The following is a 7,608-nucleotide window of genomic DNA, read 5'->3' as shown; positions in this document are numbered from 1 at the left end:
TAAGATCGAGATCTGTTGCGGCTGAATGGCTTTCGGGCACAGGGAGGAGGCAATTCCGCCGACCTCAACTCATGCTGGCAGCCCAGGCAAGCTCGCCTGTGCCAGACTTTGAATCAGCCCTGCCACCGCATAGGCCCGAGCTAGTTGATACAGATATGTTTCGCGCCCACCCAGCATGGTGTTGACGTCGGCATCCAAAGGTGTGGTGATGCCCAGCTGGCGTGCCCGCCTCACCACCTGTGGAAAACCAGCTCGCTCGCCAAGCCGCAGTGCTACCACGTTTTCCGAAAAGGCAAAACCATCAATCACGCTGGCGGTGCCGCCTGGCGAACCAGCCCCGTGACTGCATCCGGCCACATAGCCGAAGGGCGCACAGGAGATCTGATCTTCCAGCTTCACACCAGCCTCAAAGGCCGCCAGGAATGGAAACAGCTTGAAGGTGGAACCCGGCTGACGCTCGGCTTGCACCCGATCAAAGCTGGAGCGGTCATAGTCCCCGCCGCCCACGTAGGCCAAAATCTCACCGGTGCTGGGCTTGACACTGATCAAGGCCCCCTGGGTAAGGCCCACAGCTGCAGCCGGGCCATCGAGGAACCCGCGTAGCTGCTCCTGGGCAAGCAGCTGCAGTTGGGGATCAATGGTGCTTTCCACGTAGTAATTGCCGCCTAAATCCTCATCGAGGTTCAGTCCGAAGCGCCGACCCTCCAGCTCCCCCATCACGTAATCACTGAAGTAGGGGTAGGCCTCGATCGAACTCTCCCGGCAGGCGGAGGCATCGATGTTCAACGGCTTGCGCTTCGCATCCTGCAGGGTCTGATCGGCCTGGGGTCCATACCCCAAAAAGCCCTGGTCATGCATCAACGCCAGTACAAGATTGCGGCGCTGGGTCGGCAGCCATTCGCCCTCGCGCACGGCGGTAATCCGTTGCTGGTCGTGCTCGCTCAGCTTCCCGTTGCCGCGCTTGCGCAGGATCTCCTCCCGGGAGGTGGCTTCCTCCCATGGCTGCGGCGCAAAACAGGGGCTGTAGCCATTTGGGCTGGGCAGCAAGCCCACCAGAAAAGCCGACTGCGCCAGATCCAGCTGACTAGCCGAACGCCGGAAGTAAAGCTGGGCGGCCTGTTCGAAGCCATCGGACCCCAGCCCCAGATGGGCCCTGTCGAGATACATCTTCAGGATCCTGTTCTTGCTGTAGCCCACCTCCAACTGCAGGGCCACCCACAGTTCCCGCAGCTTTCGGGTGAGGCTGTAATCGCGGCCCACATCGGAGTAATACAGCCGAGCCACCTGCTGGGTGAGGCCGCTGCCGCCACCGCTGCGCAGCAGTGCCGAGCGCAGCGTGCCAAATAGATCCAGGCCGCTATTCCAGCCGAAGCGCGACTCTTCCGAGGCGATCAGCGCCTGACGCAGATGCAGCGGATAACTATCCAGCGAGGGCAACGCCGTGGCCGACCCCTGTTTGGCATCCACCTGGCTGCCATCACTGGCGAAAATCTTCACCGGACCGGTGATGGATCGGATCTTGGATCCACCCGCAACTGTGGCTGCTGTGAGCATGCCACTCACCAGCAGTATCGATCCCACCAGGCTGCCCACCCCGAGCCAATGGATCACCTGCTCCAGGGCACTGCACGGATGCCTGTAGCGCAGCACTGGGGCATCACCCTTAAGAGGTGAACCCAGCCACACCGCATCCCCATCCCGGAGGCTGATTGCCTTGATGCGCCGATCCCGGTGGAACAGACCGTTGGCGGAGTTGAAATCCTCGAGGGTGTAATCGCGATCACTGGCGCGGGAGCGCTCGAGGATCGCGTGCACCCTGCTCACACCAGCCACCTCCACCGGCATCTCGCATCCGGAATCGCGGCCGATGCGCAGCCTCCTCCCTTCCAGCACGAGCCTGCAGATGCACTGGTCTCCCTTCCAAAGCTCTGCAATCGCCTCGCGTTGACGCAACTGCTGCCATGCCTGGCGAATGCCCCCTCGGCCGCGCAGCGCATCCATCAACTGGCCCCAAGACTGCCGGCGGGTTGCTGGGATGGCTGGAACCTCCTGATCCTTCGGAGTCGGCTGTATCACCAAGGCCATGAATTTGCCTCGGCATAGAATACGAACAGTATTCCTAAGTGCCGTTGCCACGTCAGCACGACCCCTGGGAGCCGTTTCGCCTTTGGCTGGCCATAACACTCGGCGTCTACGCCATCCGGGCATTGTTTGCCGCGCAGTGGGTCGGAGCGATTCCAGGTTGGGTTCTACTTATGATGGTACTTGGTAGCCTGGGGCTCGCCACTCGCGCCTTGCTGTTCCCTGCCCGGGTGATCCCCTACCGCGAAGGAGACGGCGGTTGGTGGAACGACCTTCGCGATGACTGGCGCCTGTGGTGGCAACGTCGTCGGCAGAACAGATGAGCAAGACGGCGCACCTATACTTGCTTGAAACCCCAAGCAAGCGGCTGGAGCTCAAAAGCAGCCAACCGCTGACCATTGGCAGCGCAAGCAAAAACCTTCTGGCTCTAGTGAGTCATTTCGGCGTGTCGCCACACCATGCCGTAGTGCGCTGCACACCACCCATGGCTGGGTGGTGTGCGACTGGCAGAGCAGCGACGGCACTTACTTGGAGGGGGAGCGGATCCGCCGGTGCCGCCCCCTGAGCCATGGGGATGAAATCCGGCTGGGTCGCCAAGGGCCGGTGCTGGTCTTCAGTCTGGATAATTCTGCAGCGGCCTCAGCATCAGAACCAGAAGCAGCGGTCGCGCTTACAAGCGCTCAAGCACCGCCGCCCAAGCCACCACGCAGCATCGACATAGACGGAGCTTCCGTATTGTTGTTACAGATCCGATCAGCAACAGTACTAAGCGAACCCCACTTCCCCCACATCTTCAGCTGGTGGCTGCTCGCCAGCGTGGCGCTGCTGCTGGTACTGCCCTTTCGGATCGGAGCACTGCCAATCTTTTGGCCCCTGGAGCTGGCTGCCTTAGCCGGTTGGATTTTCCTGGGCTCCCGCAAGAACCACGTACTGATCATCGTGGAGCACGACGGCCAGGCCCAGCGACGCAAGTTCGCTAATCGCGTCACCGCCCTGGCGCACCGCAACGGCATTCGAAAGGCGATCGGCCAGAGTGTCAAAACTCCTTGAAGCAGTTGTGACCTGGATCCTGCCGGAAGGCGCCTGGCTGCAGTTCGAGGGGTTAAGCAGCCCGGTGCAGGTGCTGCGCGGCCTAGGCGGCGGCGGACAGGGGCAGGTGTTTGAGGTGGATGTGGCGGGCGAGCGGCTGGCGCTCAAGTGGTATTTGCCCCGCTGCCTGGAGCAAGACCCTCACCTAGAGCAGCGGCTGCTCGAGAGTATTCGCGCCACGGCCCCAAGCCGGGCCTTCCTCTGGCCGATTGCCCTGCTGCGCCCGACGCCCGCCAGCGGCACGCTGATCCGCTGCAAAAGTCCCGGCTTCGGCTACTTAATGGAGCTGCGGCCGCCGCAGTTTGTGGGAGCTGTCGAGCACTATGCAGGCCGTCTTGACATCACCCTCAGCCAGGCGATGCAGGCGGGCTTCTTCCTTGCGGAAGCCTTCCATTCCCTACATAGCAAAGGCCTCTGTTACAAGGACATTTCGCTTGGCAACCTCTTCCTGGAAGCCGCGACAGGCCGCATCCTGATATGCGACAACGACAACGTGGATGTGGATGGCCGAGGCCTAGGCAGCGTGATCGGCACCTCAGGATTCATCGCACCAGAAATCCTGATGCGGCGCAGCAAACCCGGCACCAACAGCGATCTCTTCTCGCTTGCCGTCCTGCTGTTCATGCTCATCACTAGGCACCACCCGCTGCGCGGGCAGATGGAGCTAGCCATTCGCTGCTTAGATGAACCGGCTCGCCGCAAGCTATACGGGGAGGACCCTCTATTCATCTTCAACCCAAACGATCAGCGCAACCGCCCTGATCCAATGGAGCATGCAGCGGCCTTAGTCCTTTGGCCCCTCTATCCGGCATCGCTGCAGCAACTTTTCTTGCAGACCTTCGGACCTGGGATGACCAACCTCAGTCAGCGTGCCCTCACCGGCCAGTGGATGGAAGCCCTGTCCTCCACCCTTGACCAACGCCAGAGCTGCCCCAACTGTGGCTCTGAACACTTCGGCACCCAGCCAAGTTGTTGGCATTGCGATCATCACCTGCCTGCCACCGCGGCCATACTCACCTCCAACGGCCGGATATTGGCCAGCCCCGGCAACACCATTCACCGCCATCACTTCACCAGTCTGGAAGAACCCCGGCTCGATCAGCCAATGGGCCGGGTGGTAAGCCACCCGGATGACGACAGCCTGCTGGGCCTACAAAACCTCAGCGACCACCCCTGGCAAGCCACAACCTCTGGAGGGCAGCGGCATGCCGTGCATCCGGGCAAAACCTGTAATCTCGGTGCGCTTCACAAGCTCGATACACCATGGGGTGATCTGCACTTGGAGCCCAACAGCGGCGAACAAACCAGATCTGGATCCTGATGCCCGGCTTTCCTAACGTTCGTCTGGCCAATCGGCCTCTGCACTTTTTCTATTTATGCGATTGCTCCGGCTCCATGGCCGCGCAGGGCAAGATGCAATCGCTCAACCAGGCCATTCGCCAGTCGCTGCCGGGCATGAACCGAGTAGCCCGCGACAATCCAGAAGCAAGGGTGCTGGTGCGGGCCGTGAGCTTCGCCGATCAAGCCAGTTGGCACATTCCCGAACCCACGCTTGTGGAAGGGTTGGAGTGGCGCGATCTCCAGGCCGGTGGTTGCACCGCCATGGGTGCTGCCCTGGAGCTGGTGGCTGAGCAACTGCGCGCCCCACCGATGGAGGAGCGTGCCCTGCCCCCGGTACTGGTGCTGATCTCCGATGGTCAGCCCACGGATGATTTCGAAGCGGGTCTGGCCCGACTTATGCGGGAGCCCTGGGCCCAGAAGGCAGTACGCCTATCCATCGCACTGGGTCATGACGCCGATCTGGAGATATTGCAGCAGTTCATTGGGCCCGCGCCAGCCAACCAGCGCGGGCGCTCCCCACGCCGTCCGCTGCAGGCCAGCAATGCCACCTCCCTGGCCCAGTTCATCCAATGGGCCTCTACCGCCGTGGTGGGGGCCGCTTCGATGCCAGTCAGCCGCATCGGCGAATCAGCAGAGGAGGGAAACATTCCCCTGCCGGATCTACCGCCAACGGAGATGGATCCGATGGATGACATCGGACCGATGGTGTGGTGAGCTCCAACCAAGGCCCTTGGAGTTGGTCTGCGCCGCTGCACCGCAGCCGATCTGGGGCCTCCCATCAGCGCCGCGGAGTGCCCTGCCAAGACTCCTCCCTGACCGGGACCCTGCGCAGCGCTGATGGCCTGGAGATTGGCCTGATGGCCGTAGCCGATGGCCATGGAGGCAGCCGCTACTGGCTCAGCGATGCGGGCAGCCAACTAGCCTGCCAACTAATGATCCAGCTAGCGGGACAGGATCTGGCTGGGCAGCCTCTGGAGAACGGACCGGATCAGCTGGAGGCGGTGTATCGCTGGCTTGCCTATGAACTGCCTGGGCGCATCGTGACCGCCTGGCAAGAGGCGATCAGAGCAGACTGGCAGACGAGGCAGCTGCCACCGGAGAAACAGGGAGAACCATTTTCGCCCCAGACCTACGGCACCACCCTGGCCCTGGTGATAACGACGCCAGGGTGGTGGGCTCACACCGGGCTCGGGGACTGGGATCTAGTGCTGTTGAGCAGTGACCAGCCAGACTGCATCATCAGCCAGGAAAACGATGACGGCCTGCAGGCAGAGGCCACCGAGAGCCTCTGCCTGCCCAGTGCTAGATCCTGTTTCGCAGCCCGCACTGCCGTTTATTCGCTCTTGGGAGAACGGAGGAAGGCCTGTGGTCTGATGCTCTCGACCGATGGGGTACGCAAATCCTGTGCCGCCGACGCCGACCATTTGGCTCTGAGTCGCTTTCTGTTGGAGGAGATCCAGCAACTGCAGGAACGCTCTGCCGGTGAAACACACTTGCTCGATGCCAGCCTCGATCGCATCAGCCGGGAGGGCAGCGGCGATGACGTAACGGTGGCCCTAGCTTGCTTCGGCGACCTGCACCCGGCTAATGCGACAGGGCCAACTGGGGCGGTGACAAAGGTTGCACCGACAGCGGCAAATCAATCTGCTCACCTACCGATATCGAACCATTTAAGAGCATCGAGCAGCGCCTCAATTACCTCACCCAGAAAACGGAATCTTGCAAGCACCCTGCTGTCCGCTTCAGCACTGCTGGCCACCGCCGGGATCGCGTTACTGGCCTGGTTCCGGCTGATGCCGACATGGATATGGCCTCCTCCAACGCAAACGATTGATGCAAAAGAACCCCAAGCCCTGGCACTCTCAATAGGGCAACAGCAGGGCCTCCGCCAACAGATCAAACGTCTTTGCAGCCAGCCTGAGCTGATCGAGACCAACCTGAGGGCACGCAATATCCAGTTTCATCAACTGCGCGACAATCAGGCTGCAATCAAGCGAGTCGTCGGCGAAAGGGACTGGCTTGGCACCCTGATCGGCTTAAGCCAACCGGGGGGACAAGGGCTTGGGCTTCTGAATAGGTGCCCTGAGCTCACGCAGGCACTGCGCCAGTATTGGCAGTTACATCTCAACCCAGACGCCACCATGGCGGGCCGCGATGACTGACTACGGGCTTGGCCTCGCCATCCGAGCAGCACTCGACCAGCAGGAGCTGACGACAGGCCAGCAGGCCGATCCACGAAGCGTTGAAACACGCCTACCCCAGTTGGTAGGAGCTGATCAGCAGGATCTCCTGCCGGCCCTGAGCTTCCTACTGCGCTCCCGCGCCTTGGCGAGTGCCCTTGCCCACCCCAGGGGAAGTGATGACGGCCGTATTGCAGTCCGCCTGCAGGCAAAGGTGCAGGCCCAGTACAGCCTCGCCATCTGCCACAGGCTGCAGGAGGTGATCATGGGGCTGACCGGAATGCCGCAGCAACCACTGCAGCCACCCGTTCAGCAACAGCTGGTCAGCCAGCCAGCCCTGATCACTCTGGTAGCCAGCAACAACGGCAAGGGCTGGGTGGTGGCTCTGTTGTGCTTTCTGATCGGCATCGTGGGCAGTGGCCTGCTGCTGGTGCTCTGGCTGCAGCAGGAGCAGCAGAACAAAAAGCCCGCAAGTATCACCACAGGGGCTCCTTCTGTTGCCAGCTGGCCTGCGCCACCGCCTGTCACTGCTCCTGCACCAACGACACCCCTAGCGCCAGCCATGCCTCTGGGCACCGACGCCATCAATTCGGCCGTGGCAAGCATTCAGGAGCTGTATGCCGCCCTCTCAGCCAAGGACTACACAATGGCCTCCAACCATTTCGGTCCAGTGGCCGCCGACCAGTTTGAACCCGCCTTCTTCAATCAATTCGAACGAGTCACGGTGGCAGACCTGCGCGAAACAAGCCACACCGGCTCGATGATCAACTTCTACGGTGTGGTCACATTCCAGGGCTGATTCAAAGTCTTAGCAAGGGTTGGGCTGTGTCCTGCGCATGACCATCGCCATCAGCGCCGTGATGTCGTGCATCACCGACTGCATCCCGGTGCGGATCGATTGAAAGCCTGCCAGCCG

The 7,608-nt window shown here is 61.6% G+C and carries 6 protein-coding genes; 5 read left to right on the top strand and 1 reads right to left on the bottom strand.

The annotated features are described in order from the left end of the window. Positions 1-69 precede the first annotated feature (69 nt). On the bottom strand, positions 70-2,001 hold the full coding sequence (locus KBY83_RS15100) for a transglycosylase domain-containing protein (protein WP_255020389.1): 1,932 nt from the start codon (positions 1,999-2,001) through the stop codon (positions 70-72). A gap of 576 nt (positions 2,002-2,577) precedes the next feature. On the opposite strand from KBY83_RS15100, the gene KBY83_RS15095 reads away from it, so the two are divergent. From KBY83_RS15095 to KBY83_RS15075, 5 genes are read left to right on the top strand one after another with little or no spacing between them, the layout of a single operon-like run. Then, the gene (locus tag KBY83_RS15095) at positions 2,578-3,132 is read left to right on the top strand and encodes an FHA domain-containing protein (RefSeq protein WP_255020388.1); all 555 of its coding nucleotides are present in this window, start codon (positions 2,578-2,580) and stop codon (positions 3,130-3,132) included. Positions 3,133-3,139: 7 nt separating this feature from the next. After that, positions 3,140-4,492 carry a protein kinase domain-containing protein gene (locus tag KBY83_RS15090; RefSeq protein WP_255020387.1) on the top strand — a complete coding sequence of 451 codons (1,353 nt, stop codon included), beginning with the start codon at positions 3,140-3,142 and terminating at the stop codon, positions 4,490-4,492. Further along, positions 4,492-5,226, top strand: a complete 735-nt coding sequence (locus KBY83_RS15085; RefSeq protein WP_255020386.1) for a VWA domain-containing protein — start codon at positions 4,492-4,494, stop codon at positions 5,224-5,226. The genes KBY83_RS15090 and KBY83_RS15085 overlap by 1 nt, the downstream gene beginning before the upstream one ends. Next, positions 5,223-6,674 carry a protein phosphatase 2C domain-containing protein gene (locus KBY83_RS15080; RefSeq protein WP_255020385.1) on the top strand — a complete coding sequence of 484 codons (1,452 nt, stop codon included), beginning with the start codon at positions 5,223-5,225 and terminating at the stop codon, positions 6,672-6,674. The genes KBY83_RS15085 and KBY83_RS15080 overlap by 4 nt, the downstream gene beginning before the upstream one ends. Further along, positions 6,667-7,491, top strand: a complete 825-nt coding sequence (locus KBY83_RS15075) for a hypothetical protein (RefSeq protein ID WP_255020384.1) — start codon at positions 6,667-6,669, stop codon at positions 7,489-7,491. The genes KBY83_RS15080 and KBY83_RS15075 overlap by 8 nt, the downstream gene beginning before the upstream one ends. Positions 7,492-7,608 lie beyond the last annotated feature (117 nt).

The organism is Cyanobium sp. WKJ7-Wakatipu, from assembly GCF_024345355.1.
In the GTDB taxonomy this organism is placed as follows: domain Bacteria; phylum Cyanobacteriota; class Cyanobacteriia; order PCC-6307; family Cyanobiaceae; genus Cyanobium_A; species Cyanobium_A usitatum.
This window is presented reverse-complemented; position numbering and strand designations above follow the sequence as displayed.